The 25,797-nt window shown below is 71.0% G+C and carries 27 protein-coding genes and 1 tRNA gene; 9 read left to right on the top strand and 19 right to left on the bottom strand.

The window, feature by feature from the left end:
- Window positions 1-197 precede the first annotated feature (197 nt).
- Both JJV70_RS13845 and JJV70_RS13850 read right to left on the bottom strand, forming a co-directional pair.
- The gene (locus JJV70_RS13845) at window positions 198-500 is read right to left on the bottom strand and encodes a co-chaperone GroES (protein WP_219048309.1); all 303 of its coding nucleotides are present in this window, start codon (window positions 498-500) and stop codon (window positions 198-200) included.
- 211 nt (window positions 501-711) lie between these two features.
- Window positions 712-1,026 carry a DUF3618 domain-containing protein gene (locus JJV70_RS13850; RefSeq protein WP_219048181.1) on the bottom strand — a complete coding sequence of 105 codons (315 nt, stop codon included), beginning with the start codon at window positions 1,024-1,026 and terminating at the stop codon, window positions 712-714.
- Window positions 1,027-1,191: 165 nt separating this feature from the next.
- Here JJV70_RS13850 and bcp point away from each other — a divergent pair, with 165 nt between their 5' ends.
- Both bcp and JJV70_RS13860 read left to right on the top strand, forming a co-directional pair.
- Window positions 1,192-1,668: a thioredoxin-dependent thiol peroxidase gene (gene bcp / locus JJV70_RS13855; protein WP_219048182.1), complete on the top strand. Its 477-nt coding sequence runs from the start codon at window positions 1,192-1,194 to the stop codon at window positions 1,666-1,668.
- 135 nt (window positions 1,669-1,803) lie between these two features.
- Window positions 1,804-1,887: transfer RNA gene (locus JJV70_RS13860), tRNA-Leu, on the top strand.
- 96 nt (window positions 1,888-1,983) lie between these two features.
- On the opposite strand, the gene rdgB is transcribed toward JJV70_RS13860, so the two are convergent.
- From rdgB to JJV70_RS13880, 4 genes are all read right to left on the bottom strand, one after another.
- Window positions 1,984-2,586: an RdgB/HAM1 family non-canonical purine NTP pyrophosphatase gene (gene rdgB / locus JJV70_RS13865; protein WP_219048183.1), complete on the bottom strand. Its 603-nt coding sequence runs from the start codon at window positions 2,584-2,586 to the stop codon at window positions 1,984-1,986.
- Window positions 2,587-2,656: 70 nt separating this feature from the next.
- Window positions 2,657-3,040, bottom strand: a complete 384-nt coding sequence (locus JJV70_RS13870; protein ID WP_219048184.1) for a hypothetical protein — start codon at window positions 3,038-3,040, stop codon at window positions 2,657-2,659.
- A gap of 155 nt (window positions 3,041-3,195) precedes the next feature.
- Window positions 3,196-3,924, bottom strand: a complete 729-nt coding sequence (rph, locus tag JJV70_RS13875; RefSeq protein ID WP_219048185.1) for a ribonuclease PH — start codon at window positions 3,922-3,924, stop codon at window positions 3,196-3,198.
- Window positions 3,925-4,095: 171 nt separating this feature from the next.
- Entirely contained in the window at window positions 4,096-4,329 is a 234-nt protein-coding gene (locus JJV70_RS13880) for a glucose PTS transporter subunit EIIB (protein WP_219048186.1), read from the bottom strand.
- 388 nt (window positions 4,330-4,717) lie between these two features.
- Between JJV70_RS13880 and JJV70_RS13885 the strand changes: the two genes are divergently transcribed.
- Window positions 4,718-6,028 (top strand): PTS transporter subunit EIIC, encoded by a 1,311-nt coding sequence (locus tag JJV70_RS13885; RefSeq protein ID WP_219048187.1) that lies wholly within the window; start codon window positions 4,718-4,720, stop codon window positions 6,026-6,028.
- 61 nt (window positions 6,029-6,089) lie between these two features.
- On the opposite strand, the gene JJV70_RS13890 is transcribed toward JJV70_RS13885, so the two are convergent.
- The 8 genes from JJV70_RS13890 to clpS all read right to left on the bottom strand — a co-directional run bounded on the left by JJV70_RS13890 (window position 6,090) and on the right by clpS (window position 12,317).
- Entirely contained in the window at window positions 6,090-6,845 is a 756-nt protein-coding gene (locus tag JJV70_RS13890; protein WP_219048188.1) for an MBL fold metallo-hydrolase, read from the bottom strand.
- A 337-nt stretch (window positions 6,846-7,182) separates the two neighbouring features.
- Window positions 7,183-8,133 (bottom strand): PLP-dependent cysteine synthase family protein, encoded by a 951-nt coding sequence (locus tag JJV70_RS13895; protein WP_219048189.1) that lies wholly within the window; start codon window positions 8,131-8,133, stop codon window positions 7,183-7,185.
- Entirely contained in the window at window positions 8,133-8,411 is a 279-nt protein-coding gene (locus tag JJV70_RS13900) for a MoaD/ThiS family protein (protein WP_219048190.1), read from the bottom strand. Before JJV70_RS13900 ends, JJV70_RS13895 begins: the two co-directional genes overlap by 1 nt.
- Before the next feature lie 104 nt (window positions 8,412-8,515).
- Window positions 8,516-8,611, bottom strand: a complete 96-nt coding sequence (locus JJV70_RS23495) for a putative leader peptide (protein ID WP_374227298.1) — start codon at window positions 8,609-8,611, stop codon at window positions 8,516-8,518.
- A 76-nt stretch (window positions 8,612-8,687) separates the two neighbouring features.
- On the bottom strand, window positions 8,688-9,116 hold the full coding sequence (locus tag JJV70_RS13905; RefSeq protein WP_219048191.1) for a Mov34/MPN/PAD-1 family protein: 429 nt from the start codon (window positions 9,114-9,116) through the stop codon (window positions 8,688-8,690).
- A gap of 275 nt (window positions 9,117-9,391) precedes the next feature.
- Window positions 9,392-10,984 carry a sodium:alanine symporter family protein gene (locus tag JJV70_RS13910; protein ID WP_219048192.1) on the bottom strand — a complete coding sequence of 531 codons (1,593 nt, stop codon included), beginning with the start codon at window positions 10,982-10,984 and terminating at the stop codon, window positions 9,392-9,394.
- A gap of 425 nt (window positions 10,985-11,409) precedes the next feature.
- A complete protein-coding gene (locus JJV70_RS13915) occupies window positions 11,410-12,009 on the bottom strand; it encodes a DUF2017 domain-containing protein (protein WP_219048193.1) in 600 nt (199 codons plus the stop codon).
- On the bottom strand, window positions 12,009-12,317 hold the full coding sequence (gene clpS / locus JJV70_RS13920) for an ATP-dependent Clp protease adapter ClpS (RefSeq protein WP_219048194.1): 309 nt from the start codon (window positions 12,315-12,317) through the stop codon (window positions 12,009-12,011). The genes JJV70_RS13915 and clpS overlap by 1 nt, the downstream gene beginning before the upstream one ends.
- 105 nt (window positions 12,318-12,422) lie before the next feature.
- Between clpS and JJV70_RS13925 the strand changes: the two genes are divergently transcribed.
- A complete protein-coding gene (locus JJV70_RS13925) occupies window positions 12,423-13,763 on the top strand; it encodes a nicotinate phosphoribosyltransferase (RefSeq protein WP_219048195.1) in 1,341 nt (446 codons plus the stop codon).
- Between the two features lie 29 nt (window positions 13,764-13,792).
- Window positions 13,793-14,377, top strand: a complete 585-nt coding sequence (locus tag JJV70_RS13930) for an isochorismatase family protein (RefSeq protein WP_219048196.1) — start codon at window positions 13,793-13,795, stop codon at window positions 14,375-14,377.
- Between the two features lie 172 nt (window positions 14,378-14,549).
- Here the strand turns inward: JJV70_RS13930 and JJV70_RS13935 are convergent, their stop codons facing one another.
- Both JJV70_RS13935 and JJV70_RS13940 read right to left on the bottom strand, forming a co-directional pair.
- Window positions 14,550-14,846, bottom strand: a complete 297-nt coding sequence (locus tag JJV70_RS13935) for a hypothetical protein (protein WP_219048197.1) — start codon at window positions 14,844-14,846, stop codon at window positions 14,550-14,552.
- 144 nt (window positions 14,847-14,990) lie between these two features.
- Window positions 14,991-17,291: an immune inhibitor A gene (locus tag JJV70_RS13940; protein ID WP_257573916.1), complete on the bottom strand. Its 2,301-nt coding sequence runs from the start codon at window positions 17,289-17,291 to the stop codon at window positions 14,991-14,993.
- 423 nt (window positions 17,292-17,714) lie between these two features.
- On the opposite strand from JJV70_RS13940, the gene JJV70_RS13945 reads away from it, so the two are divergent.
- Entirely contained in the window at window positions 17,715-17,963 is a 249-nt protein-coding gene (locus JJV70_RS13945; protein WP_219048199.1) for a hypothetical protein, read from the top strand.
- Window positions 17,964-18,194: 231 nt separating this feature from the next.
- Here JJV70_RS13945 and JJV70_RS13950 read toward each other — a convergent pair whose 3' ends face one another.
- Window positions 18,195-19,670 (bottom strand): RDD family protein, encoded by a 1,476-nt coding sequence (locus JJV70_RS13950; protein ID WP_219048200.1) that lies wholly within the window; start codon window positions 19,668-19,670, stop codon window positions 18,195-18,197.
- A 220-nt stretch (window positions 19,671-19,890) separates the two neighbouring features.
- Between JJV70_RS13950 and JJV70_RS13955 the strand changes: the two genes are divergently transcribed.
- Window positions 19,891-20,328, top strand: coding sequence for an SsgA family sporulation/cell division regulator (locus JJV70_RS13955; RefSeq protein ID WP_219048201.1), 438 nt, complete (start codon window positions 19,891-19,893; stop codon window positions 20,326-20,328).
- Window positions 20,329-20,385: 57 nt separating this feature from the next.
- On the opposite strand, the gene JJV70_RS13960 is transcribed toward JJV70_RS13955, so the two are convergent.
- Both JJV70_RS13960 and hppD read right to left on the bottom strand, forming a co-directional pair.
- Window positions 20,386-21,777, bottom strand: a complete 1,392-nt coding sequence (locus tag JJV70_RS13960) for an FAD-binding oxidoreductase (protein WP_219048202.1) — start codon at window positions 21,775-21,777, stop codon at window positions 20,386-20,388.
- A gap of 265 nt (window positions 21,778-22,042) precedes the next feature.
- On the bottom strand, window positions 22,043-23,188 hold the full coding sequence (hppD, locus tag JJV70_RS13965) for a 4-hydroxyphenylpyruvate dioxygenase (RefSeq protein ID WP_219048203.1): 1,146 nt from the start codon (window positions 23,186-23,188) through the stop codon (window positions 22,043-22,045).
- Between the two features lie 142 nt (window positions 23,189-23,330).
- Between hppD and JJV70_RS13970 the strand changes: the two genes are divergently transcribed.
- Window positions 23,331-23,819 (top strand): Lrp/AsnC family transcriptional regulator, encoded by a 489-nt coding sequence (locus JJV70_RS13970; RefSeq protein WP_219048310.1) that lies wholly within the window; start codon window positions 23,331-23,333, stop codon window positions 23,817-23,819.
- Between the two features lie 920 nt (window positions 23,820-24,739).
- Window positions 24,740-25,797 (top strand): S1 family peptidase (locus tag JJV70_RS13975; RefSeq protein ID WP_257573950.1); only part of this gene is annotated, 1,058 nt, incomplete at its 3' end.

Raw genomic sequence — 25,797 nt, forward strand, 5'->3', positions numbered from 1 at the left:
CGGACCCCCTTCGGCTTTCCGCCCCCGGGCGGCATGGTCTGCGGCCATGTCCTCACACGCCGGACGGGCTGTAGACGGCGGGCTCCCCCGGCCCCCGGGCCGGCCTTCCACCACCGCGCGGCATGCCTGCGGTCCTGTCCGCGAACACCGGGCCGGCAAAGACGGTGGGCGCCGTGGGGTGACAAGGGGTCGCGGTGCTAGAGGTACAGGCCGGTGGAGTCCTCGGAGCCCTCCAGGCGCTCGGCGGCCACCGCGTGCAGGTCGCGCTCGCGCATCAGCACGTACGCCACCCCGCGCACCTCGACCTCGGCGCGCTCTTCCGGGTCGTACAGCACCCGGTCCCCGGTTTCGACCGTCCGCACGTTCTGGCCGACGGCGACGACCTCCGCCCACGCGAGCCGCCGCCCCACGGCCGCCGTGGCGGGGATGACGATGCCGCCGGAGGACCGGCGCTCACCTTCGGGGATGTCGGTGCGCACGAGCACACGGTCGTGCAGCATCCGGATGGGCAGCTTGTCGTCGGGGGTATGCGAACTCACGCGCAGACCGTATCCCAGACCCCGCCCACCCCAGACCAGTGGCCCGGCCAGCGGACGGCGAGCCGAGGCCGCAGGCCGTACGACGCCGCCCGCTACGACGCGCGCGGGCGCGGACCACGCGGTACCGGGCGCCCGCGCGGGGGCGCGGTGCCCGGCGTCGCGGGACGCGCCGTCAGCGGCGGCGGGCCGTGGCCACCCACAGGCCCGCCGCCGCGACGGTGACCAGCGCCACCGGCACGATGCGTTCCATGCGCGGGGCGCCCTCCTCGGTGACGAACTGCGCCCGGGCCGAGGTCAGCGCGCGGTTCACGGCCACGTAGGCACGCCCCGCCGTGCGGTCCACCGCCGCGGCCGCCTTGGCCTTGGCGTCGTCGGCGATGGTCTTCGGGTGCACCCGCACCGCGATCTCGTCCAGAGTCGCGGCGAGCTGCTCCCGGCGGCGGGTGATGTCCGCCTCGATCTGCGCGGGGGTCCTGGCTTCGGGCACCGCAACTCCTCCGTCGTCCTCGATGTGACCTGATCCTGCCGGACAGTCTGTCAGCAAGGCCGCTTGGACGCCCCACCACACCCCCGTCCGGCGCGGGGCTACGCTCGGGGGCGGCGGCCAGGCCGCCTCCGACCGACCCACCCAGCACCGTCAAGGAGCCACCCGATGAGCGAGCGGCTGCAGCCGGGCGACACCGCCCCCGCCTTCACCCTTCCCGACGCCGACGGCCAGCAGGTCTCCCTCGCCGACTACTCCGGCCGGAAGGTCATCGTCTACTTCTACCCCGCAGCTCTTACCCCGGGCTGCACCAAGCAGGCGTGCGACTTCACCGACAACCTCCAGCTGCTCGCGGACGCGGGCTACGAGGTCATCGGCGTCTCCCCGGACAAGCCGGAGAAGCTGGCGAAGTTCCGCGAGCAGGAGTCGTTGAAGGTCACACTGGTCGGCGACCCGTCCAAGGAGGTGCTGGCCGCCTACGGCGCGTTTGGCGAGAAGCAGATGTACGGCCGCACGGTGACCGGCGTCATCCGCTCCACGATCGTCGTGGCCGAGGACGGCACAGTGGAGCGCGCCCTGTACAACGTCCGCGCCACCGGCCACGTCGCCAAACTCCTGAAGGACCTCAGCATCACCGGCAGTTGACCTCCAGGCACGTTCGCGCCAGCGCTCCTCAGGCGTAACCATCGGCCCGCTTGTGGCCCTGGGTGAGCACGCCTGACGGAGTAGGCCCTCTGCGACCGGCGCGCGCCGCCGCCGAGTACGATGGGGCGGGTCCACGCGGCGGTGGCGCAATGGCGACGCAGCAGACTTAGGATCTGTGGCCCGTGACCGGGCTTGAGGGTTCGAATCCCTTCCGCCGCACCCAGGCGGCCTGCCACCCTTAGGTTGGCAGGCCGTCTTTCCCTGCTTTCGCACCAAGCGCCCCTGAGTCCTCCCGTGCCGACGTCGCGGGTTGCCTCAGCCCAGCAGGTCGCGGAGGGCGGGGGTCAGGGCGCGGAAGGCTTGGCCGCGGTGGCTGATGGCGTTCTTCTCCGTCGGGGGCAGCTCGGCGCAGGTGCGGGTTTCGCCGTCCGGCTGGAGGATCGGGTCGTAGCCGAAGCCGCCGGTCCCGGCGGGGGTGTGGCGCAGGGTGCCGCGCAGGCGGCCCTCGGCGACGCGTTCGGTGCCGTCGGGCAGGGCGAGCGCGGCGGCGCAGGCGAAGTGGGCGCCACGGTGGGCGTCGTCGATGTCGGCGAGCTGGGCGAGGAGCAGGTCGAGGTTGGCCTGGTCGTCGCCGTGGCGGCCGGCCCAGCGGGCGGAGAAGATGCCGGGGGCGCCGCCGAGCACGTCTACGCACAGACCGGAGTCGTCGGCGACGGCGGGCGTGCCGGTGGCCCGGGCGAACGCGTGGGCTTTCAGCAGTGCGTTCTCGGCGAAGGTGACGCCGGTTTCCTTGACGTCGGGCACCTCGGGGTAGGCGTCGGCGCCGACGAGGTCGAGGGCGAGACCGGCGGCGCCGAGGATGGCGCGCAGTTCGGTGACCTTGTGGGCGTTGCGGGTGGCGAGGATGAGTCGCTGCATCAGGTGGGCTCGCAGGTCGCTCGGGGCAGGGGTGCTCGGGGCAGGATCGCTCGGGGCAGGGGTGCTCGGGTCAGTTCGGGGTGCACACGCCGGTGAGCTCGTCGGCGGCGGTGCCGACCGCGCTGAGGTCGGGGGACGCGCCGCTGTCGAGGGAGGCGCGGGCGTTGTCCACGGCGGTGCGCAGATCGCGGACAGCGGCGTTGACGTCGCTGTCGCCGGTGTTCTGGTCGATGGTGTCGAGGTTCTGGTCGATCCGGGCGAGCGCGGCGCGGGCGGCGGCCGGGTTCTCACCCGCTCCGGAGACGGCTTCCTGGAAGTCGTTCACGGTCTCGGCGACGACGAGGGCGGTGTTGGCGCAGCCGAGCGCCTTGTCTACGGCGTCTACGGCGCCACAGCCGACGGCTGCGGTGGCGGCGAGCGCGGTGGCGGCGGCGGTGCGGAGGATGCGGCGCACGTCGGTCCTCTCTCGGTGTCCGGGAGTGGCCCGGCGGCCGGTGGCCCCGGGGGCCGGTGCCGGTGGCCCGGGCTCGGGCGGGCTGGCCGGGCCGTACGCGGTGAGGCGTACGGCCCGTGCGGGGTAGGACGTCCCCGGGGCGGCGACGGTTGCCGTCAGCCCTCGGCGAGCGCCTTGCGCTGGGCGCCGTCGAGCTGGGCGCACCCGGTGACGGCGAGGTCGAGCAGGGCGTTCAGTTCCTCGCGGGCGAACGGCTCGCCCTCGGCGGTGCCCTGGACTTCCACGAAGCGGCCGTCGCCGGTGCAGACGACGTTCATGTCGGTCTCCGCGCGCACGTCCTCCTCGTAGCACAGGTCGGCGAGGGGGACGCCATCGACGATGCCGACGCTGATGGCGGCGACGGTGCCGGTCAGCGGCTGGGCCTTGGCGCGGATCAGCTTGCGTTCCTGGCACCAGCTGACGGCGTCGGCGAGCGCGACGTAGGCGCCGGTGATGGCGGCGGTGCGGGTGCCGCCGTCGGCCTGGAGGACGTCGCAGTCCAGGACGATGGTGTTCTCGCCGAGCGCCTTGTAGTCCACGACGGAGCGCAGGGAGCGTCCGATGAGGCGGGAGATCTCGTGGGTGCGGCCGCCGATCCTGCCGCGTACGGATTCGCGGTCGCCGCGCGTGTTGGTGGCGCGCGGCAGCATCGCGTACTCGGCGGTGACCCACCCCTCGCCGCTGCCCCGGCGCCAGCGCGGCACGCCTTCGGTGACGCTGGCGGTGCACAGCACCTTGGTGTCGCCGAAGGAGACGAGCACGGAGCCTTCGGCGTGCTTGCTCCAGTGCCGCTGGATGGTGACGGGGCGGAGCTGTTCGGCGGTACGGCCGTCGATGCGTGACATGCGGGTGAGCCTATGCGGTACCGCCGCGTTCGGCCGAACGCGGTGCGGGTTCCCGGACGGCGCGGACGGCCGCCCCGGTCCACCCCGGACGGTGACGGTGGGACGCGCCCCGCCCGGCGTCAGCGTGTGTCCGCACCGCCGCGTGAGCGCGTGACGGCTCGCGTCAGCGCGCTACATCAGGTCTTCGATCTCGCCCGCGATCGGGTCCGCGTCGGTGCCGATGACGACCTGGATCGCGGTGCCCATCTTGACCACGCCGTGGGCCCCGGCGGACTTCAGCGCGGCCTCGTCAACAAGCGCCGGGTCCTCGACCTCGGTGCGCAGGCGGGTGATGCACCCCTCGACCTCGACGATGTTCTCGATCCCGCCGAGTCCGGCGACGATCTTCTCAGCCTTGCTGGCCATGGGGCATCTCCTGGGTGTTGTGAGCCGCCGGGCGGTCAGATTGCCACATTAACGCACGGTTGGCCCACGCTTGCGCGCGCCAGCGCGGGCCGTACTCCATGATGGCGATCACCGGCTCCGTGCGCCCACGACTGGTCTACACCACTCGTCACCTCCAGGCCAAGCGAGAGAGAGCCGACGTGTTCCCGCCCGGAGGCCAGCGCAAGCGCTCACACCCCGCTCGCCGTCGCGGGTTCCTCATCGGGGCGGGGGCGTGTTACAACAGGTCTAAACCACCAGGGCGGCGTCGGCCATGTGTGCCGTCGTATCCAGCCCGGTGTCCGGACACCGCCGTCCTCACTCCCCTTGTCCCCCGGGGCGGCGCTCTGTGCCCCCTTGGAGGAAGTAGATGTCCACGGCCAACGAGACGGCGGCGCCCGTGCGGCAGAAGCCCCCGCTCAAGTCCCGCCTGTTCCAGGGCCTGCAGAAGGTGGGCCGGTCGCTGCAACTGCCCATCGCCGTGCTCCCGGCCGCGGGCATCCTGCTCCGCCTCGGCCAGCCGGACGTCTTCGGCGCCGAGGGGCTGGGCTGGGAGGCGGTCGCCAAGGTGTTCAGCGGGGCGGGCGGCGCCCTGCTGGACTCCTCACTCGGCCTGCCCCTGCTGTTCTGCATCGGTGTCGCCATCGGCTTCGCGAAGAAGGCCGACGGCTCCACCGCGCTCGCGGCCGTCGTCGGCTTCCTCGTCTACTACTCGGTGATCCACCAGTTCCCCATCGACGGCCCCGAGGGCGCCGAGTTCATCGGCACCGGGCCGCTGACCGGTGCCTGGAACGACGGGGGTGAGGTCACCGCGGCGGCCTACCAGAACCCCGGTGTGCTGGGCGGCATCGTCATGGGGCTGCTGGCCGCCGTCCTCTGGCAGCGCTACCACCGCACCAAGCTGGTGGACTGGCTGGGCTTCTTCAACGGCCGCCGCCTGGTGCCGATCATCATGGCGTTCGCCGGCACCGCCGTCGGCGTCCTCGTCGTCCTGGCCTGGGAGCCGGTCGGGGACGGGATCACCGCGCTCGGCGAGTGGGTCACCTCGCTCGGGGCGCTCGGCGCGGGCGTGTTCGGCCTGGCCAACCGCGCGCTGATCCCGATCGGCATGCACCAGTTCATCAACACCGTCTCCTGGTTCCAGATCGGCGAGTTCACGAACCCGGACGGCGAGGTCGTCCACGGTGACCTGAACCGGTTCCTGGCGGGCGACCCCAGCGCGGGCATGTTCATGTCCGGGTTCTTCCCGATCATGATGTTCGGCCTCCCGGCCGCCGCGCTGGCCATCGCCCACTGCGCCCGCCCCGAGCGCCGCAAGGCCGTCACCGGCATGATGCTCTCGCTCGCGCTGACCTCGTTCGTCACCGGCGTCACCGAACCGATCGAGTTCTCGTTCCTGTTCATCGCGCCGCTGCTGTACGCGCTGCACGCGGTGCTGACGGCGCTGTCCATGGCCGTGACCTGGGCCCTCGGGGTGCACGCCGGGTTCCTCTTCTCGGCGGGTCTGATCGACTTCAGCCTGAACTGGTCGCTGGCGACGAAACCGTGGCTGATCATCCCGATCGGGCTCGTGTTCGCGGTGATCTACTACGTCACGTTCCGTTTCGCGATCATCAAGTTCAACCTGCCGACTCCGGGCCGGGAACCGGAGGAGGAAGTCGAGGACGCGACCAAGCTGTAAGCGGACACGTGACGTGGGTCCGGAAACCGCCGGTTTCCGGACCCCGCCCGTGCGGCGCGCGTTACAGCTCGTACACCGCGCCCGGAGTGGCCAGGTCGGCGGGGCCACCGTAGGCGGCCTTCGCGTCGCGGAGGTTGACCTGCGCGTCGGTCCACGGCGGGACGTGGGTGAGGACCAGCCGCGACGCCCCGGCCCGGCGCGCGCACTCCCCCGCCTCCCGGCCGTTGAGGTGCAGCCCCGGAATGTCCTCCTTGCCGTGGGTGAAGGACGCCTCGCACAGGAACAGGTCGGCGTCGCGGGCCAGCTCGTCCAGCGCCGCGCACTCACCGGTGTCGCCGGAGTAGGTGAGCACCGCGCCCCCGTGCTCCAGGCGGAAGCCGTACGCCTCCACCGGGTGGTCCACGCGCGCGGTGGTGACGCGGAGGGGGCCGAGGTCGAAGGCGGCGCCGTCGGACAGCGTGCGGAAGTCGAAGACGTCGCGCATCGCGGAGTCGGTCGGGGTGTCGGCGTGCGCGGTGGTCAGCCGCTCCTCGGTACCGCTGGGCCCGTACACCGGCAGCGGCGCACACCGGCCGCCGTCGAACCGGTAGTAGCGCACGACGAAGTAGGCGCACATGTCGATGCAGTGGTCGGCGTGCAGGTGGCTCAGCACGATCGCGTCGAGATCGTACAGACCGCAGTGCCGTTGCAGCTCTCCCAGTGCCCCGTTGCCCATGTCGAGCAGGACGCGGTAGCCGTCGGCCTCGACGAGGTAGCTCGAACAGGCCGAGTCCGCGGACGGGAACGAGCCCGAGCAGCCGACGACGGTGAGCTTCATAGGGGTGGGAACCTCCGCGCAGCCCGGTAAGAGGGGGTTTTCCGAGCGTAAGCGCCGGGGAGGCGGGCGGCTCCTTGGGATCGCTGCGGTGTGGGCGGAATCACCAGCCCGGGGTACGGTCGAAAACCTGCGCTGGAGAACACTTCACGCCACTCCATCGCCCCTGGCCCCCCGGGAGCCTCAGCCCGTGACGGTCAGACGGCCCCCGCACCGCACCGCACCCCCGCGCCCGGGGCCAGCCGACCGGCCACGCCAGGGGCGCGGCCCCGCGCGGAGCACCCGCCCGCGCCCGCGACGCCGCGCGGGGTCCGCGCACGCAGTCAGTGCGGCCGCGCGCTCACGCCCACAGCTGCCCCTGCAACCGGGCCACGGCCTCCTCGGTGGAGGACGCGGTGTAGATGCCCGTGGACAGGTACTTCCAGCCACCGTCGGCGACGATGAACGCGATGTCCGCGCTCTGGCCCGCCTGCACCGCCTTGCGCCCGACGCCGAGGGCCGCGTGCAGCGCCGCCCCGGTGGAGACGCCCGCGAAGATGCCCTCCCGCGCCAGCAGCTCACGGGTGCGGGTGACGGCGTCCTCGGAGCCGACCGAGAAACGCGAAGTGAGCACGGAGGCGTCGTACAGCTCCGGGACGAAGCCCTCGTCCAGGTTGCGCAGGCCGTACACCAGGTCGTCGTAGCGCGGCTCGGCGGCGACGATCTGGATCCCGGGCCGGTGCTCGCGCAGGAAACGCCCGGCGCCCATGAGCGTGCCGGTGGTGCCGAGCCCGGCGACGAAGTGGGTGATGGACGGCAGGTCGGCGAGGAGTTCGGGGCCGGTGGTGGCGTAGTGGGCGCCCGCGTTGTCCGGGTTGCCGTACTGGTAGAGCATCACCCACTCCGGGTGCTCCCCGGCCAGTTCCTTGGCGACGCGGACGGCGGTGTTGGAACCCCCGGCGGCCGGTGAGGAGATGATCTCCGCGCCCCACATGGCCAGCAGCTGGCGGCGCTCCTCGCTGGTGTTCTCGGGCATGACGCAGACGATGCGGTAGCCCTTCAGCCGCGCGGCCATGGCCAGCGAGATGCCGGTGTTGCCGGAGGTGGGCTCCAGGATCGTGCAGCCCGGGGTGAGGCGCCCGTCCTTCTCGGCCTGCTCGATCATGTACAGGGCGGGCCGGTCCTTGACCGAGCCGGTGGGGTTGCGGTCCTCCAGCTTGGCCCAGATGCGCACGTCGGGCGACGGCGACAGCCGTGGCAGCCGCACCAGCGGGGTGTTGCCGACGGTGGCGAGCGGTGCGTCGTAGCGCATCAGCGCATGCCCCCGGCCACCGCCGGCAGGATCGTCACGCTGTCGCCGTCGCTGACCTTGGTGTTGATTCCCTCCAGGAAGCGCACGTCCTCGTCGTTGAGGTAGACGTTGACGAAGCGGCGCAGCTCACCGCCGTCCACCAGGCGGTCCTGGATACCGGCGTGCCGGGACTCCAGGTCCGTGAACAGCTCGGCGAGCGTGCCGCCGTCGGCGGCCACGGCCTTCTGGCCATCGGTGTAGGTGCGGAGGATGGTGGGGATGCGGACCTCGACGGCCATGGGTGTGCTCCTGGAAGAGTCGGTGGGATGCGCGGGGCGTACAGCGGGCAGCGACACGGACCGCCACCGGCGGCGCGGGGCGGCCGGCGGGCGGGCATGCGGGCTCAACACATGGCGCTGGAGAGGCGGCACAGATCGACGTGCAGGCGCGCGACGAGCAGGCTGCCCGGGGCCTCGTTGTTCACGCCGTGGATAACCATGGGCTCATCGTAACGATTCCCGAACCCCGATTCGGACCTGGGTTTCACAGTGCGGACCTGCTCGTCCCACGATGTGTCAGGCGTAGGTTTCGACGATCTCCACGTCCTCCTCGGTGACGACGCCGTCCACGATGCGGAACGAGCGGAAGGAGAAGGGTCCTTCGTCGTTGCCGCACTCGGCGGTGGAGACCAGGACGTAGTGGGCGCCGGGCTCGTTCGCGTAGGAGATGTCGGTGCGCGAGGGGTACGCCTCGGTGGCGGTGTGGGAGTGGTAGATGACCACCGGGTCCTCGTCGCGGTCGTCCAGCTCGCGGTAGAGCTTGAGCAGGTCGCCGGAGTCGAACTCGTAGAACGTCGGGGAGCGGGCGGCGTTCAGCATGGGGATGAACCGCTCCGGGCGCCCGGAACCGGCGGGGCCCGCGAGGACGCCGCACGCCTCGTCGGGGTGGTCCTGGCGGGCGTGGGCGACGATCTGGTCCCGCAGCTCTCGTGTGATGGTCAGCATGGCCCCAGAGCATACGCAGCGCACCCCGGCCCACAGCGGCACCTCAGCCGCATGCTGAGACGCCGTCCCGTTTCCTGGGACGGCGGGCGAAGAACACACGGCCCCGGCCCGACGCCCGTTCTCGGTCCCGCTCCCCGACCCCGACCCCGCACCCGTCCACCGGCCGCCGGGCACCGACACCGACACCGACACCGACACCGACACCGACAAGCGTGCCCCCGCCCGGAACGGACGGGGGCACGCTCAGGTGCGCCGGAGCAGCGCGCTGGTTCGGGTCAGAGGCTCTTGCGGGCCTCGGTGGTGGCGGGCCCGGTCAGCGCCTCGGACGCCTCGGACGCCTCGATCTCCTCGTCCGTCTCGCCCGCGTCGCGGCGGCGGACGTAGTTCAGCACCTTGCGCAGCTCCTTCTTGACCACGGGGGCCAGCAGGTAGAGGCCGATGATGTTGAACAGGGCCGCCAGGAAGAGCGTGGCGTCGGCCAGGTTCACCAGCGTGCCCAGGCCCAGCAGGGCGCCGATGACGATGATCGTGCAGAAGAGGGCCTTGTAGACGAGGTCCTTGCTCCGGCTGTGGCCGAAGAGGAAGCCCCAAGCCTTGAGGCCGTAGTAGCCCCAGGTGATGACGGTGGAGAAGGCGAACAGCACGACCGCGACCGTCAGGACGTAGGGGAAGAACGGCAGCGCGGTGTCGAAGGCGTCGGAGGTGATCGAGATACCGGCGCTGGTGCTGCCGTCCACCTCACCGCCGCTGATCGCGGTGTCGCGGGCCTCCTGGTAGAGCGGACCGCCCGCGATGATGATGGTCAGCGCGGTCATGGTGCAGATGACGACCGTGTCGATGAACGGCTCCAGCATGGCCACGATGCCCTCGGTGGCGGGCCGCTTGGTCTTGACCGCCGAGTGGGCGATGGGCGCCGAGCCGATACCGGCCTCGTTGGAGAAGGCCGCGCGCTTGAAGCCGATGATCAGCGCGCCGAGTACACCACCGGCGACACCCTGGGGGTTGAACGCCTCCCGCACGATCGTGGCGAACGCCTCGGGCACGGCGGTGATGTTGAAGCCGATGACCAGCAGGCAGGCCGCGACGTAGACGATGGCCATGGCGGGCACCAGGCGGCTGGTGACGGCGCCGATGGAGCGCATGCCACCGATGAGGACGAGGGCCACCAGCGCTGCGAGCACCACGCCGAAGAAGATCGCGCCACCGCTGGTGGCGAAGACGCTGTCGTCGCCGCCGGTGACGGAGACGACCTGCTCCAGGGACTGGTTGATCTGGAAGAGGTTGCCGCCGAAGAAGGTGAAGAACAGCAGGCTGACCGCCGCGCCGACGGCCAGCACCTTGCCCAGCAGGGGCAGACCGCGCTCGGCCAGGCCCTTGCGCAGGTAGAGCATGGGGCCGCCGTTGACGGTGCCGTCGGCGTTGAACTCCCGGTACTTCACACCGAGCGTGCACTCGACGAACTTGGTCGCCATGCCGAGGAGACCGCACAGGATCATCCAGAACGTGGCACCGGGGCCGCCGATGGAGATCGCGATGGCCACACCGGCGATGTTGCCGAGGCCGACCGTGCCGGAGACGGCCGAGGTCAGGGCCTGGAAGTGCGGGACCTCGCCAGGCGCGTCCTTCTGTTCATACTTGCCGCGAATGAGCCGGGTGGCGGTCCGCAGGTGGCGGAACTGCGCGAACCCGAAGTAGATCGAGAAGGCGGCACCGGCTACGACGAGCCAGCCGACGATGAGCGGAAAGTCGGTTCCGAAGATGTTGACGGTGTAGAAGACGATGTCGCCCAGAAAATTGGAGACCGGTTCGAAGACGCTGTTTACAGAGTCTTCGACCGTGTCGGTCCAAGAGGTTCCGGTGGTTGCCATGAATGACCTCTGGCTCAAGCGGCTGGCGGTTGTGGGGGGAGACCGGCGGGGTTGCCGATTCCTGTCCTGCGAGCGGTACATGGAGCGTGGTGCACCCGGGAGCCCGTGCGCAGTGTGCTCCGAAATTCACCCAGGCGTCAGCCCTGCGTTCATAACGGATTGGCCGTTCCTACCACGCAGCGCGATCGCTGTCGTGTGATCTGGGTCACGCGTTCGCATTACGGTCAGGCGACAGGTCGGCATATGGGTCCAAAACGGACAACTACTGTAATGAGCGTAACTCGCGACACCGATTATCGGCCTCTTCTCGTCACTCTACGTAGTAGAAACCCTGCTCAACGCGCGTAGCACGAAAGGGGGCGAAAAGGCGCCGGGAACGGGCCGGGAACGGCGGGTTCCGCCACCGGCGGAAAGGCCCCGGAAGGTCAGGAAACGAGGGTCTCGATCAGGGATTCCTGGAGCCCGCCGAGCCACAGGTAAGCCATCACCAGCGGCTTGCGCGGATCGTCGTCGGGCAGCCGGTACAGGTCGTCGGCCTCGTCCTCGTCGCCGACGTCCAGCCGCGACCCCAGCGTCAGCCGCAGGTCGTTCAGCGCGCCGAGCCAGCGCCGGGAGTCCTGTGGGGCGAGGGTGAGCACCGCGAGGCCGGAGCCGTCCGGCTCCAGCGCGTCCAGCGCGCGGACCAGCGCCAGGCAGTCCTCGCGCTTGCGCGCGCGCAGCTCGTTCTCGGTGAAGCGGCGGAACTCCGCCCCGGCTTCCCGCGCCGCGCGGTCCGCCCGCTCGCCGGGGCCGGTGTAGGCGTCGGGGAAGAGCCGGGCCAGGGCCGGGTCGCTGGGCGGTTCGTTGGGGCCGTCGGTGAACAGCTCGGCGAGCGGGTCGTCGGACGCGTCAGCGGGCTGCTCGCCGGGGCCGATCAGCTCCAGCAGCTGGACGGTGAGGTTACGCAGGATGGAGACCTCGATCTCGTCCAGCGCGATCGCGGCGCCGCCGGGCACGCTGGCGGAGGGCTCGAAGTGTCCGGCCATCAGCGCTCCTGCTGCAACGTCGCCCACAGGCCGTAGCCGTGCATGGCCTGCACGTCGCGCTCCATCTCCTCGCGGGACCCGCTGGAGACGATCGCGCGCCCCTTGTGGTGCACGTCCAGCATCAGCCGGTGTGCCTTGTCCTTGGGGTAACCGAAGTACGCCTGGAACACGTAGGTCACGTAGCTCATGAGGTTCACCGGATCGTTGTGCACGACCGTGACCCAGGGGACGTCCGGCTCAGGCACCGCTGCCGCGGCCTCCCGCTCCTCGGTCTGCTCGATCTCCAGGGGTACCGTCACGCGTCCCATGCTGCCACCCACCCCCGGCGGGCGCACAAACACCCCGTGCCCTCGGGGTTTCCCGGCCCCGACTCAATATCGTCATGTTGACGAAATGTGGGGTACGATCCCCGCATGGATCTTGCTGGGGAGCTGGGACTGCCGGTCGAGGTGCCGTCCACGGCGCTGTTCACCGACCACTACGAGCTGACCATGGTGCAGGCCGCACTGCGCGCCGGAACCGCGCACCGGCGCTCGGTGTTCGAGGTCTTCACCCGCCGCCTGCCCGAGGGCCGCCGCTACGGCGTCGTCGCCGGGACGGGCCGGGTACTGGACGCGGTGGAGAACTTCCGGTTCGAGCCGGGCGTGCTGGACTTCCTGCGCGAGCGCGGCGTGGTGGACGCCCCCACGCTCGCCTGGCTCGCCGACTACCGCTTCCGTGGCGACATCACCGGCTACCCCGAGGGCGAGGTCTACTTCCCCGGCTCGCCGGTACTGCGGGTCGAGGGCACGTTCGCCGAGTGTGTGCTGCTGGAGACGGTGATCCTGTCCATCCTCAACCACGACTCCGCGGTGGCGGCCGCCGCGTCCCGGATGGCGGTGGCCGCGGGCGGGCGTCCGCTGGTGGAGATGGGCGCGCGGCGCACGCATGAGCTGGCCGCGGTGGCCGCCGCGCGCGCCGCGTACGTCGGCGGCTTCACCGGCACCTCCGACCTGGCCGCCGGGTACCGCTACGGCATCCCGACCACCGGCACCAGCGCGCACGCCTTCACCCTCCTGCACGACTCCGAGCGGGACGCCTTCACCGCCCAGGTGGCCTCCATGGGGCGCGGCACCACGCTGCTGGTGGACACCTACGACGTCGCCGAGGCCGTCCGCACCGCCGTGGAGACCGCCGGGCCACAGCTGGGCGCGGTACGCATCGACTCCGGCGACCTGCTCCTGTACGCCCACCGGGTGCGCCAGCAGCTGGACGAGCTGGGCGCGCGGGACACCCGGATCATCGTCACCAGCGATCTGGACGAGTACGCCATCGCCTCGCTGGCCGTGGCCCCCGTGGACGCCTACGGGGTCGGCACCCGGCTGGTGACCGGCAGCGGCCACCCCACGTGCTCGATGGTCTACAAACTCGTCGCCCGCTCCGCCAGCGACGCGCCGGGCGCCCCACTGGTGCCGGTGGCGAAGAAGTCCCTGGGCGGCAAGCTGTCGGTGGGCGGGGCGAAGTGGGCGGCCCGGCGGGTGGACGCCGAGGGGGTGGCCGAGGCGGAAGTGGTCGGCACCGGGACGATTCCGCCCGAGCTGGCTGGGCATGAGGTGGCCGTGGAGCTGGTCCGCGGCGGCGAGATCGTCAGCCGCGAGCCGCTGGACGCGCCGCGCGAGCGGCACCGGCGGGCCCGGGCGGCCCTGCCGCTGTCCGCGACCCAGCTCTCGGCGGGCGAACCCGTGCTGGCCACCGAGTACGTGACCGGCACATGACCACGGGGACCGAACGAAGGGTGTGCACCATGCACCGGGCACTGATCGTCGTCGATGTGCAGAACGACTTCTGCGAGGGCGGCAGCCTCGCGGTGGCCGGGGGCGCCGAGGTCGCCGCCGCCATCACCGACCTGGTGGGGGACGCGGGCGCCGGGTACCGCCACGTTGTCGCCACCCGCGACCACCACGTGGACCCCGGCGACCACTTCCACGAGCGGCCCGACTTCGAGCGCTCCTGGCCGCCGCACTGCGTGGCGGGCACCGAGGGCGTCGGCTTCCACCCCAACTTCGCGCCCGCCGTCGCCTCCGGCGCGATCGAGGCCGTCTTCGACAAGGGGCACTACTGCGCGGCGTACAGCGGCTTCGAGGGCGCCGACGAGAACGGCGTGCCGCTGGCCCAGTGGCTGCGGGAGCGGGGGGTGGGCGAGGTGGACGTGGTCGGCCTCGCCACGGACCACTGCGTGCGGGCCACGGCGCTGGACGCGGCGCGCGAGGGGTTCCGTGTGCGGGTCCTGCTGGACCTGACGGCCGGGGTCGCCCCGGAGTCGGTGGAACGGGCGCTCACCGAGCTGGGAGAGGCGGGCGTCGAGCTGACGGGCAAGCCGGTGGGCTGAGGCGGGACCGGCCGGACCAGACGCCCGGCCGTACGCCGCCCCACCGCCCCCCCGCCGGGCCAGGACCGCGAGTGCGGGGACGGTCAGACCCGGCGGGCGGTCGCGTGGGGCCGGTCCGGCGCGCGGTGGGCACGCGGAGCCACCCGGCGCGCGGTGAACGCGGCGGGCGGTGTCATGCGGCGTGGGTGCGGAGCAGCGTGCGCATCGGCTGCCACAGGCCCGCCTCCGCGTCGCGCCAGACCACGCCGTCGGGGTGGTGCAGGACGGCGGAGACCTCGTCCGGCGTGGGTGGCGCGGTGTTGCCGCGCAGGTACACCGCGTGCAGGCCGAGGTTGCGCAGGCGCGTCAGGGCACGGGCGCGGTTCCCGGCGTGGACGAGCACCCGGACCCGCCCGAAGCGGGGGCCGGGGAGGGACACGGCCACGACGACGCTGCCGTCCGGCTGGAGCACATACCCGCCTCCTGTCATGATCAATTCCCCCGTTCGGTGATGTCGGTCGGTCCTCCGCATCACAGCACGATCGGCCGCCACCCCGCTAGGGGGTGACGGCCGATCGCATATTGACCTGGGGTTTTCCCGAAGCGTCACCGCGGGGTGACGCTCAGCGGTGGCTCACCACCACTTCGATGGGCCCACCATGATCGTCAGGTGCTTCCCGTGCCAGGGCTGGCCCAGGATGGTGATGCGGGTGTTGGTGTTGGGCACCTTCACGCCGCCGGTCGGGTTCTCCTCGTACCAGTAGGTGCCGAGCCGGTCGTCGAAGAACGGCTTCGGCAGGTTGCCGCTGATCCTCGTCGGCTCGCCGCCCTTGTGGAGGGTGTAGCCGCGCGAGGGGTACCAGCTGAACGGCGAGTCGGCCCCCTGGATGCGGTTGCGCATCAGTGAACCGTCCGACCACTTCTCGGGCTTGGCGTGCGCGTCCACCGGAAGGATCAGGCCCTCGCCGGGGTGAACGCCGACGTTGTTGTCCAGCTGCGAGGTGTCCCACAGCCACACCAGCATGCCCCGCTGGTACGTGAAGTGCTCGACCCAGTTCGGGCGGGAGGGGAACCCGAAGTTGTACGGGCCGGTCTTCAGCGTCTCGTCGTAGCCGGTGTACTGGCGGTTCTCGACGATGTAGAACTGCGGGTACGACTTGGTGAAGGACTCGCCGATGCGGGTGAACCCGTCGGCCGTCCAGCCCGCGTCGCCGTCCTCGGCGCCGTCCTGGAAGAGCTGCTCGCCGTCGGCGGTGAGGGTGATCTGGTCGCCGGTGAAGCCCATTTCGGCCACGCCGCCGTCCGTGCGGTACCAGAACCGCAGGTCGATCTGCTGGCCCGCGTAGGCGTCCAGCGAGTACGCCAGGTCGGCGTAACCGTCCGAGGCGCCGTCCAGCGCCGGGGTGCCGGCCGCGTCCCGGGAGATGGGCTCGCCGTTCGCGGTGCCGTCCAGCGCCTCCCAGTTCTTGCCGCCGTCGGTGGAGACCTGCGTGTACAGGTAGTCGTAACCGGCCTCGATCTCCCACCAGCCCTTGAGGTCCAGGGAGGCGGAGGTGGCGCCGGTGAGGTCCACCGAACGGGTCAGGGTGTTGCTGAGGTCGTCACCGCTGCCGCTCCACCACTGCATCTCGCCCTCGGCGGGCTTGACGACGGTGGTGGTCAGCTCCTTCTCGGGCAGCTCGACGAGCACCGCCTGGGCGTCCTTGCGCTTCTTGCCCTTGCCCGGCTCATCGGCCTGCGGCGCGAGCCGGTGGAAGGAGAGCTTCGCGGCCTCGGCCGTCTCGTAGTCGAGCCAGCCCAGCTGCAGCTTGTCCCAGGCGGTCATCTCACCGGCCCAGTCGCCGATGGCGTCCTCGCCCTTGCCGAGCCAGGAACCCGAGGACATCAGCGACCAGTAGGCGACGGCGGACTCGCCGGTGCCGGTGGTGTCGTAGAGGTCCGGCAGACCCAGGTCGTGGGCGTACTCGTGCGCGAAGACGCCGAGGCCGCCGTTTTCCGGCTGGACGGTGTAGTCGCCGACCCACACCCCGGTGTCGCCGATCTGGGTGCCGCCCGCCTTGTTGAACTCCGGGCCGGTCTTGCCGAAGTCGGTGCCGTAGGCGTACCAGCGGTGGGCCCAGATGGCGTCCTCACCCTGCGCGCCGCCGCCCGCCGACTCGTCCTCACCGGCGTGGACGAACTGGAAGTGGTCCAGGTAGCCGTCCGGCTCGTTGAAGTCGCCGTCGCCGTCGAAGTCGTAGCGGTCCCACACGTCGTACTCGGCGAGGGCCGCCTTGATCTGCTCGGTGGTCTGGCCAGCCGCCTTCTGGTCGGCCACCCACGCGTTGACGCCGTCGCGCACCGCGTCCCACACCGTGGGGCAGGTGCTCTGGCCGCAGGCGTTGTTGCCGTACCGGGCCTCGTTGTAGTCAACCTTCACCCAGTCCGAGACGGTGCCGTCCACGGTGTACTTGCCCGAGGACTGCGTCTCGAAGTACGTCTTCACGCTCCCCGGACCGTCACCGAAGTAGATGTCCTCGAAGTGGGCGCGGTCGAAGTCCTCCTGCCACAGCGTGGTGTTGTTCTCGCTGCGGTCGGGCTTGGCGATCTCGTTGTGCAGCGGGCCGGGGGTGCCGCCGTACTGCGGGTCCACCTTGGTGCCGAACTCCAGCAGGATCGTGAAGATCTTGTCCGTCTTCACCTGCTCCATCTCGACGTACTTCTCGTCGTCGAGCTTCATCACCTTGGAGCCGTTGCGCTCCTGTGGCTTGGCCTCGCCCGAGGCCAGCATCTCCAGCGCCGCGAGCTTCTGGGCGTTCTGCTGTTTGGTGAGGGGGCCTTCGAGATTGTGCTCGACGTGTCCCTCGTGCTCCGCCTGCGGGTGCGGCTGGTCGTGGGCCTCCTGGGCGTGCGCCGCGGTAGCGGGCAGCACCGGCAGCACAGCGGCTGCGCCCATGGCGGCGACGGCGGTGGCCAGCGCCGTTGTCTTCGATCTTATGGATCGACGTGGTCTGATCACGAGTGTGTTGTCCTCCCCTTGCCACGCGCTGACTTGACGGACGCATTGGACACGAGGAGAGACCGAAAAGACAGACCTTGATTTAGACACGTCAAGCCCATAAGGTTCGCCCCTTGTTCGCGAGTTGTTCGCGACGTGACCGCCTCGCGCCCACGGCATGACAGCATCTGATCGTTGGGTGACACCAGTTGGCGTCCAGACCAGTCTCACGTGACTCCGTGCGCCCCCTGTGCACCGGCGCCGTGGGTTAGGTCACGCTTACTACGCGTTCCGCCGGGGCATCCCGCACCGTAGAGTCGTTCGACGGCACGCGACCTGCCCGAGCGACCACGCAGCTGACCCCTGAGGACGGATTCCGCCATGCCGCGTCCGAACCCCGCCCAGATCGCCTACGGTTCCCTGACCGTCGTGCTCACCACGGTCGTTCTGCTGTTGCTCACCCGCACGGAGTCCGGCGTCGGGGTGGTGTGCGTCGCCTGCGGAGCGCTGGCCGCGGGGCTGCTCGCGGCGGCCCTGGTCCCCGCGCCACGGCGCCGCGCCGCGCCTTTGGCCCCGGTGCGCCCTCGCTCAGCGGACCGCCCCCTGGCCACGGCTACTTCCCGCGACTGAGGCAGCACCGAAGCCGCCCCGGGAGGCCGGGGGCAGAGCCCCAGGGTGGGGAAGGCGCGGGCTGGGTGCTCACCCGCCGACCACCACCCGACCACCACCGTGCGGGATGCCTTGTCGTGCGTGCCGCGCGGCCAGCGGCGGCGGGCGGCACGGGGCGTAGGCGTCCGTGGCCGGGAGCGGACCTTGCCGCCCGAACGGCCGCACGTACCGCCCCAGTCCCGGGACACCGGGTCAGCCGAGGCGGACGGAACTCTCCTCCCGCGCGGCCACGAAGGTGCGCGCGGCCTTGTCGTGCCAGCACTGCCGCCACGGCCGGTCGAACAGGCACCAGGCCGCGTTCACCACGCCGACCAGCACGCTCGCCAGCACCCCGTACAGCAGCCAGCGCACCAGCGCGCCACCGAAGCCGGGCGGCGTCTGCTCCTCCACCCGCAGCACCCGCACCCCGCACAGCTTCTTGCCCAGCGTGCGGCCCCAACGCGCCGTCGGCAGCGCTTCGTAGAGCACCCCGAAGCCCAGGAAGACGCCGAGGACCAGAGCGAGGTAGCCGCAGGTCGTGCCGTCCAGCAGCCACACGTCCCGCGTCACACCCGCCTGTTCGACGGCGTCCACCTTGGCCCGCACGTGGTCCACGGCCCTGGGCACCAGCGGGACGGCGACCGCGGCCGCGACACCGCCCTGCACCAGCGAGTCGATCAGCCGCGCGGCGAACCGGCGGCCGAGCCCGGCCGGACGCGCCTGTGCCTGCGCGGCCCGCAGGAACGGATCGTCCGCCGGCGGCCGCCACGGCGTGAGGGGAACCTGCTCGTCCACCGGGGCGGACGGGCCGGACGGGCCGGACAGCGCCGAGGCGCCCGAGGGCGTCCCGGACGGTCTGGGCTGAGCCAGCTCCTGCACCTGCCGCGCCCAGCCGCCGGGCTGCGGCGTGGCCTTCTGCTGGGACGGCTGCGACGGTTGCGACGGCTGCGGTGACTGCGGCACGGCGGGCGCGGCCGCACGGGCCTCACCCGGTCCGGGCGGCAGCGTGCCGGGGCGCACGGCCCGCAGGGTGAAGGTGTCGTCCCCCCGGGCCGGGCGGGGCTGCGGGGCCGGGCGCGCGGCGTCCGGCTCGCCGTCGCCGGAGCGGGCCCCGGGACGGGACGCGGACGTGGGTTCGGCAGGCGGCTTTGCGCGCGACGGTTCGACGCCGCCCGCCCCCGCCCGCTGCCAGCCGCCGCGCGGGTCGGCTGCCCACCGGGGGTCAGCCGAGGCAGGTCCGGCCGAGGCGGGCTGGGCCGAGGCAGGCTGGGCGTCCGGCGCGGCGCCCCAGTCCACCCTCTGGTCGCGCTCGCCACCGAACCCGGCCTGCCGTTCGGCGTCGGCCTGCCAGGCGGACGCGGGCTCGCGCCCCGGCCCGGACCTCACCGCCGGCGAGGCGGGCGGGGGCTCCTCGTCGAGGAACACCGGCCCCGTCTCCTCACGCGGTGCCCGCCCGGCCTCGCGCTGCTCCGGGACGGCGGCGGGCGCGGGAGCCGCGTCCGCCCCTGCGGGTGCGGGGACGCCCGGCGGGGGCTGCGGGCTCGGCTCCCCGCCGTGCGGTTCTGGGCGGCTGGTGCCCGGTACCCACGCGGAGCCGTCCCAGTAGCGGATGTACCCCGGGATCGACGGATCGGGGTAGTAGCCCGCGGGGGTGCTGCCGTTGGCGGATGCCGAGGGAGGCGCGCTCATGTGTCCGGTCCCGTATCTGCTTGGCCGAAGTGGGGTGTACTGCTCCCGTACCGCGGCAGTACAGCTACCACATCTACCAGAGTCCGGTGACCGGCCGCCCGGGCGTCGCCGCCTCCTCTCACTTCGCGCACAAAAAGTCGCGTAATGAACCGCCCACTCGCCGCTCTCCCCTGGTGCGGCCCCTTCCGGGGGCCACACCGACCGCGCCACCGGAGGGGACATGCAGACGACCATCGAACGCGAACTCGAACTGACGCTGGTGCTGCCACCGGACCGCCGCGTCCCGGTGCCGTCCAAGCTGAGCTACCGCACCGACGACCCCTTCGCCGTCCACGTGGACTTCCACCTCGGCTCACCCCGCCTCGTGCACTGGACGTTCGCCCGGGAGCTGCTGGTGGAGGGGGTGTTCCGGCCGAGCGGGGACGCGGACGTGCGGGTGTGGCCCGCCGCCCCGCGCGGGACGCGGGCCGGGCGCCGCACGGTGGTGTGCGTGGCGCTCAGCTCGCCGGAGGGCGAGGCGCTGCTGGAGGCCCCGGCCGGTCCGCTGGGCGCCTGGCTGGAGCGGACCCTGCGCCTGGTACCGCCCGGCGAGGAGTGCGCCGAGGCGGGGTTCGACGAGGCGCTGGGCGCGCTGCTGGGCGGCGGCCCGGGTGCGTGAACGACGGGACCGGGGCGTGCGTCACCGGCCGGGCGTGCGGCGCGGCCCGCGCCGGGGTCAGAACAGCTTGCCGGGGTTGAGGAGGTTCAGCGGGTCGAACAGCTGCTTGACGCCGCGCTGGAGTTCCAGCCCGACCGGCCCCAGCTCCCTGGCCAGCCACTCCTTCTTCAGCAGGCCCACGCCGTGCTCGCCGGTGATGGTGCCGCCCAGCTCCAGGCCGAGCGCCATGATCTCCTCGAACGACGCCCGGGCGCGGGCGGACTCGTCCGGATCGGCGGCGTCGAAGCACACCGTGGGGTGGGTGTTGCCGTCGCCCGCGTGGGCACAGACGCCGATGGTCAGGCCGTTGCGCTCGGCGATCGCGGCGACCCCGGTCAGCATCTCGGCCAGGCGGCTGCGCGGCACGCACACGTCGTCGATCATCGTCGTGCCCTTGACCTTCTCCAGCGCGACGAGCGCCGAACGCCGGGCCTGGAGCAACAGGCCGGACTCCACGGCGTCTTCGGCGGGCACCACCTGCGTCGCGCCCGCGGCGGTGCACAGTTCAGCGACGGCGGCGAGGTCCTTGGCCGGGTCCGGCGCGTCGAACGCGGCCAGCAGCAGCGCTTCGGTGGTCTCCGGCAGGCCCATCTTCGTCAGGTCGTTGACGGCGCGGAGGGTGGTGCGGTCCATCAGCTCCAGCAGGGCGGGGGTGTGGCCGGGGCGGACGCCGTCGCCGCCCATGATGCGGCACACCGCCGCGCAGGCGGCCTCGGCGGAGGGGAACTCGGCGGCGAGTGCGAGCTGCTGTGGCGGCTGGGGGCGCAGGGCGAGCGTCGCTCGCACGACGACGCCGAGCGTGCCCTCGGAGCCGACGAACAGCCGGGTGAGGTCGTACCCGGCGACGCCCTTGGCGGTACGCCGTCCCGTGGACAGCAGTCGGCCATCGGCCAGCACGACGTCGAGCCCGAGCACGTACTCGGCGGTGACGCCGTACTTGACGCAGCACAGCCCGCCGGACGCGGTGCCGATGTTGCCGCCGATCGTGCACTCCTCCCAGCTGGAGGGGTCCGGCGGGTAGCACAGGCCCTGCTCGGCGACCGCCCGGGACAGCGCGGCGTTGACGACGCCGGGCTCCACGACGGCGATCCGGTCGACGGGGTTGATCTCCAGGATGCGGTCGAGCTTGGTCAGCGCCAGCACGAGGCAGCCGTCGATGGCGTTGGCGGCCCCGGACAGCCCGGTGCGCGCGCCCTGCGGAACGACCGGCGTCCGGGTCCGCGTGGCCGTGCGCAGCACGTGCTGGACCTGCTCGACGGTGCGGGGCAGGACGACGGCGGCGGGGCGCCCGGCGGGGCAGAAACCCGCTTGGTCGCTGACGTACGCGGCGGTGACGTCGGGGTCGGTGAGCACGGCGTCCCCCGGCAACCCCTCCCGCAACCGCTGGATCAGTGTCCGTTCATCGCCCATGCGGCCAGCCTGACACAGCGTCCGGTGACCGGAAACCGCGTGCCGCCCCCGCCGCGCGGGTGGTGCGTTCTTCCCCTCCCCACCAGTGGGGAAGAACGCACCACCCGCTGCGGGCTGACCGTATGGCTCCCGCATGGCGCACGGCGGCGTGCGGGAGCGGGGCGGCCAGTGTGGTGGCGGCGTGCCGGGCGCCGCGCGCGGGGTCACCGCCGTCCCCGCCCTCGGCGGTGCCGGGCGCGGCGCGTGGGGCGCGGTCAGCGCGCGCTCACAGGTTGCCGCGGCGGTCCTGTTCGCGCTCGATCGCTTCGAACAGCGCCTTGAAGTTGCCTTTGCCGAAGCCCATGGAGCCGTGGCGCTCGATCATCTCGAAGAAGACGGTCGGCCGGTCCTGGACCGGCTTGGTGAAGATCTGCAGCAGGTAGCCGTCCTCGTCGCGGTCGGCGAGGATCTTCAGCTCGCGCAGTTCGTCCAGCGGCACGCGGGTGTCGCCGACCCACTCCCCGAGCGTGTCGTAGTAGGCGTCGGGAACGTTCAGGAACTCCACACCCGCCGCGCGCATCGCCCGCACGGTGGAGACGATGTCGTTCGTGGCAAGCGCGATGTGCTGGACGCCGGGGCCGCCGTAGAACTCCAGGTACTCGTCGATCTGCGACTTCTTCTTCGCCACCGCGGGCTCGTTGATGGGGAACTTCACCTTCTTGGTGCCGTCCGCGACGACCTTGGACATCAGCGCCGAGTACTCAGTGGCGATGTCGTCGCCGACGAACTCCTTCATGTTGGTGAAGCCCATGACCTTGTTATAGAAGGTCACCCACTCGTTCATCTTGCCCAGCTCGACGTTGCCGACGCAGTGGTCCACCGCCTGGAAGGTGCGCTGGGCGGGGGGCGTGACGATGGGCTCGGCGGCGGTAAACCCGGGGAGGTAGGGGCCGTCGTAGCCGGAGCGGTCCACCAGGGTGTGCCGGGTCTGGCCGTAGGTGGCGATGGCGGCGAGGACCACCGTGCCGTGCTCGTCCTTCAGCTCGTACGGCTCGGCGACGCCGGTGGCCCCGTGCTCCACCGCGTAGGCGTAGGCGGCGCGGGCGTCGGGCACCTCGATGGCCAGGTCCACGACGCCGTCCCCGTGCTCGGCCACGTGGTCCGCGAGGAAGCGCCCGTGCTCGGTGGACGGCTTGATGACCGAGGTCAGCACGAAGCGGGCCGCGCCGGACTCCAGCACGTAACTGGCCGTCTCCCGACTGCCGTTCTCCGGTCCGGAGTAGGCGACCAGGCGCATGCCGAAGGCCGTGGAGTAGTAGTGGGCCGCCTGCTTGGCGTTACCGACGGCGAACACGACCGCGTCCATCCCCTTGACCGGGAAGGGGTCGTCCTGCCGCGAAGCCGGGGTGTGGTTCTGCAGGGTCTCAGTCATGGCCGCAGCGTCTCCCCGTTCCGCAGGATGCGCAATAGTTCCCCCTACTGCTGTACAAATTGCGCACATGACTGGCGACTCAGGCGGACGATCTGTGCACAATGACCACGACCGCGAGCTGAGGGCATACGAGAGGCCGGACGTGGGCATCGACGCACTGGATGGCAGACTGCTGCGGCTCCTGACCGAGGAACCGCGCATCGGCGTGCTGGAGGCATCCCGCCGGCTGGGCGTGGCCCGGGGCACGGCACAGGCGCGGCTGGACCGGCTCCTCAGCTCGGGAGTTATCCGGGGCTTCGGCCCGGAGGTGGACCCGGCCGCCCTGGGCTACCCGGTCAGCGCGTTCGCCACGCTGGAGATCAAGCAGGGCCAGGGCTCGGACGTACGCGCCCACCTGGCTACCGTCCCCGAGGTACTGGAGTTGCACACCATCACCGGCCACGGAGACATGCTGTGCCGCCTGGTCGCCCGCTCCAACGCCGACCTGCAACGGGTCATTGACCGCGTCGTGGGCTTCACCGGCATCGTCCGCGCCTCCACCGCCATCGTCATGGAGAACCCGGTACCCCTGCGCACCATTCCCCTGGTCCGCCAGGCAGCGGGCCTCGCGGAGGGGACAGACCAGGGGTAGAGAGCCGCTGCCCCGGAGGTCAGAGGCCGGAAGCCCTGCCGCGAACGGCGTCAGCGGCACCCCGGCAGGCGCACTGGCGCTCTCTCCATCCAACGCTGAGCACGGGGCACTCTCTGAGCGCCCACTCATCACAGCGGGACCGCTCCACGGAAGCGGCCCGTAGCAGGCGACTCAACCGTGCCAGTGCACCGCGAGACGTATTCGTTACCGAATACAGTGCAACCATCTGCATGAGTGACGCACGTCATGTCCGAAATGAGACGTTGCGCATCTTTTACTTAGTTCGTGAACTGGACGCCGCCACCGGGCACCGGTTTAGATAAGAGGGCCGAAATTGCAGAGGAACAAGAAATATATTTACTTTCTGCAATGAAGTGTGCGCAACGGGGATGCGTTCACCCGTGATCGGCCATCACGCGTGGTACCCAAAATCCATTGGCGGGCTCTACGGCGAAGATGGGCCGATGTCTGAAAAAATTCAAGCCATCGAGTTCGACGTGACGCTGAGACCATGAGAAGCGAGAGAGAAACGGGGTTGTTGCTCGCTAGCTAATCTGGCCGGTCCTGCGGTTCTCGCCTCAGCGTGCACGGCCTCGGTAGATTTCGATAAACTACCGGCGTGTACCGTCACGACCAGACGGCAGTGATGTTGTGCTCGATTCCGACGGCACATTCTCCGCCTCCACGTACTGACAGAGCTATCCCCCCACCCCGCAAACCTCGGCGATAACTTTGGGAGGCGCCGAAAGCTGGGGAACAGGCTTTCCCGACCTGATTGGCCGAGGGCAGTGGAGAATTTGACGCTCAGCCTTACCCGAGCAGTTAGCGGACGGCATTTATCCAGCACGACACGGGCGAACCGATGGACTTGAAACTTCACAAGACGGACCCTCGTAGGGTAAGGAAGTGTGTTGCTTAACATGAAAATAAGCGCCCGGCGTTCTCACCGCACTCTGACCGTCGGTGCCCTGGCGGCGGTCGGCCTGGTCACTGCGGCACCCACCGCTCAGGCGGTATCCGGTGAGCCTGCGGCCGCAAAAGACTACTCCTTCGCAGCCCGGCTCGTCATAGGCGAAGGCAACGCAATGCGAGGCTGCTCCGCCGTGCTCGTGCACCAGCAATGGTTGCTGACTGCCACGAGTTGTTTCGGAACGACCCCGGGTGCCGAGGTCAAGCCGGGCAAGCCCGCGCTGAAGTCCAGTGCGACGCTGGGCAACCAGCGCATTGACCTCGTCGAGGTGGTCCCGCGCGACGACCGCGACGTGGCCATGGTCCGGCTCGCCGAGCCCGTCAAGGCGATCGAGCCAGTGAAGCTGGCTGCCGACGCCCCCACCAAGGGTGAGACCTTCGTCGGCGCCGGCTTCGGGCGAACCCGCACCGAGTGGGTTCCGAACCAGCTGCACGCCGGTGAGTTCCGCGTGGATTCCGCGACCGACACCACCGTGGCGCTGACCGGCCAGGAAGGAATCTCTGTTTGTCAGGGAGACACTGGTGGCCCGGCTCTTCGCCGCACGGGTGCGGGGGTGGAGCTGACCGCTATCCACAGTCGATCGTGGCAGGGCGGGTGCTTCGGCGAGACGGAGACCCGGACCGGCGCGGTGGATGCCAGGGTGGATGGCCTGGCCTCCTGGGTGGAAGAGGTCCGCAACCGCGACCGGAGTTATGCGGCCGACGCCGATGGTGACGGGAGGGACGATCTCGTCGTCCTCCGCTCGAACGGCGATGTTGTCGTCCACCGCAACCAAGGTAATACCTTTGATCAGGGTAAACGCTGGTCCTCCGGCTGGGGACGCTTCGTAGACGGCTCCGACCTGGGACGCCTGTACTTCGCCGACGTGAACGGCGACCACAAAGCCGACCTCATCGTCCACACCACCGACGGAAAAATCGCCGTACGCACCAACCGCGGCACCTACTGGGACCAAGGCAAGCACTGGTCCGCCGGCTGGGGACGCTTCGTAAACGGCTCCGACCTGGG

The sequence above is a fragment of the Streptomyces sp. JJ66 genome, assembly GCF_019303495.1.
Lineage (GTDB): Bacteria > Actinomycetota > Actinomycetes > Streptomycetales > Streptomycetaceae > Streptomyces.